1 protein-coding gene and 2 pseudogenes are annotated in these 2,494 nt (G+C 54.4%); 2 read left to right on the top strand and 1 reads right to left on the bottom strand.

Going from position 1 to position 2,494, the window contains the following annotated elements; genetic code table 11:
* A pseudogene (locus tag ACXJ5O_RS24190) lies at positions 1–883 on the bottom strand (hypothetical protein); the annotation flags it as partial.
* 270 nt (positions 884–1,153) lie between these two features.
* Here ACXJ5O_RS24190 and ACXJ5O_RS24185 point away from each other — a divergent pair.
* Positions 1,154–1,627, top strand: a complete 474-nt coding sequence (locus ACXJ5O_RS24185; RefSeq protein ID WP_457302127.1) for a peroxiredoxin — start codon at positions 1,154–1,156, stop codon at positions 1,625–1,627.
* A gap of 117 nt (positions 1,628–1,744) precedes the next feature.
* Positions 1,745–2,494: pseudogene (locus tag ACXJ5O_RS24180) on the top strand (M23 family peptidase); the annotation flags it as partial.

Genomic DNA, 2,494 nt, shown 5'->3' with positions numbered 1-2,494 from the left:
GTGATTCCACCGCCATATCTTCGACATTGCCGATCGTAACCGGGCCCTTGCCGATATTGAGCGCGCCCCAGACCCGTGAGGGCTCGGAAGCGGTCGCCGCCAGGCCATCCAGTTTGATCTCGGCCAGATTGTCGTAGGTTAGATAAGCGCCATCGGGCTTGATGCCGTCGATGTCGGCGACAGGAGGCGTACCAAATTTTCCTGCGAGTGGAATCTTGCTGACAGCCAACGAAAACGCTTCGATCTTCGCTCCGATCGCCGAACGCTTGGCCTGAGCATTGATATCGACTTGCTTTCCGCGCCACTCCACCGTGCCGTTGATGGCAACCGGGCCACCCGTTTCCGATAGATCGAGATTGACGATGCGCAAGCGTTCCGGCGCTCCGGCGAGCGTAAAATCAAATGTTGTATCTGCAATGGAGATATCGCGCGTCTCGCGCTGATCAAGCAGCGATACCGCACTTTCGAGACCTGAAAAAATCGCCGCCGATGCACCGTCGAGATCGACAAGGCCGCGATCGTCCTTGGGCACCAAAGACATGAAATCGAACGGCACAACCGAAGTGACCTTGATCTGTGCGCCATCGAGTTCCAGCCGCTCGACCCGGATATTCCCATGTAGCAGGGGTAAGGTTGCGAGGCCGATACGCACTGACCTCACATTGTTTATCTGGATACCGCGCTTTGCATCGGTGATATTTACATCCCGCGCCTCAAGTGCAACGTGGTGGCGCTGGTCTAGAGAAATTTGCGCTGAATTGATCGTGGCATCTGCGTCCGGCCCGAGAACCGTTTGCAACGCGGTTTGCGCGCGCTGTGTCAGCGCCTCTCCCCCAATGCCGACGCGTAATATGACGAAAGCGATGCCGGCCAACACCGCCATAAGGATGGCAAAGGAACATGTGGCACCGGCGGCGAAATGCAGCCGCGATCGCCTTCGAGGCGTCGCTACGGGAACCTCGTCTTGCTCGCAAGCAGAAGGATATTGGTGCAGTTTCGTGAAGTCCCGCTTTGTAAAGCGGACTCTTTTCGGTTTCTCTGTCAAATTCCAAAGCCAATTGAGGAATCAATTGGGAAACCGTAGACGATTCCCGCACCTCTCTATAGTTGCGTAAGTAGCGATCGCGTTCAATCATCAAAGAAAGGCATTCCTATGACTATTTTGGATATCGGTAGCACCCCGCCGGACTTCACCTTGCCGCGTAATGGTGGCGGTACAATCACCTTGTCGAGCCTGCGCGGAAAGCCTGTCGTTCTCTATTTCTATCCGAAAGACGACACGAGCGGCTGCACCCAGGAAGCGATCGAATTCTCCGGTCTCAGACCGCAGTTTGAAAAGCTTGGTGCGAAGGTCATCGGAATGTCGCCAGACCCCGTCAAAAAACACGACAAGTTCAAGACCAAACATGATTTGAAGGTCGATCTCGTTGCAGACGAAGACAAGGCTATCATCGAAGCCTACGGTCTTTGGGTTGAGAAGAGCATGTATGGCCGGAAATATATGGGCGTAGAGCGGACGACTTATCTGATCGATTCGGCCGGCAAGATCGCCAAAATCTGGAACAAGGTGAAAGTTCCGGGACATGCGGCCGAAGTACTCGAAGCAACCAAGGCTCTTGGGACATAATTTGCCCKTTTTAGTTGCAATTTGATTGAAATACAGTGCAGTTGTCAGGATTTGTTAACCCTAACAGAGTGTAATCGCTGTATAAATTGAAGCTGCAAATCAACGAGCGTAGCCGCAATGAAGAAGCCTCAAAATACCAGCATCTTCGGCAGCACCAAAGAGCCTCACACGATCATTATCGCGCGGGGCGAAACCATCCGGCATTTTACCATCAAGCCGTGGATGGCATTTCTGGGTGGCACCCTCGCCCTTGGCTTCGCTGGCAGCTATCTTCTCGCGACCTCCTATCTGGTCTTCCGCGATGATCTCATAACCGGCAGCGTCGCCCGTCAGGCACGCTTGCAACAGGCCTACGAAGACCGGATTGCCGCGCTGCGCATTCAACTCGATCGGATCACAAGCCGGCAATTGCTCGACCAGAAATTGATGGACGGCAAAGTCAGTGAGCTCATTCAACGGCAGAGAGCTCTGAGCGAGCGGCATGACAAGCTTGCGCCCGTGCTGCAGCGCGCTGAAAAAGCCGGGGCTGTATTGCCGGGAGACGCTGCCAATGCTCTTTCTATGGAGGGTAACGGTCAGGACGTGGTGAATTCCGACGATGCAGAAGGTTTTTAYGGCATCGATCCGATCATTACGGGACCAACGACTTCAATACGCAAGCCCGTGCCGCGCGATGACAAGGCCAAAACCAGCGTGGACAAGGCCGAGCTTCTGCTCAAATCCGTTGATCATTCCTTGAGCGGGATAGAATTCCGGCAGACTCAGCAAATGCAGAAGCTCTCCAACACCGCCTATGAGAGCGCCGACAGGATTATGGAAGCCCTGGTTGCGACCGGCGTGAAACCTGTTGCTGACGATGAGAATGCC

This window comes from Phyllobacterium sp. P5_D12, from assembly GCF_054049495.1.
Note: the sequence above shows the minus strand (reverse complement) of the source record. Positions and strands in the feature narration are given on the sequence as shown.

Coding starts and splice junctions, on each gene's coding strand:
- ACXJ5O_RS24185 (WP_457302127.1), top strand. CDS start 1,154: ATGACTATTTTGGATATCGGTAGCACCCCGCCGGACTTCACCTTGCCG.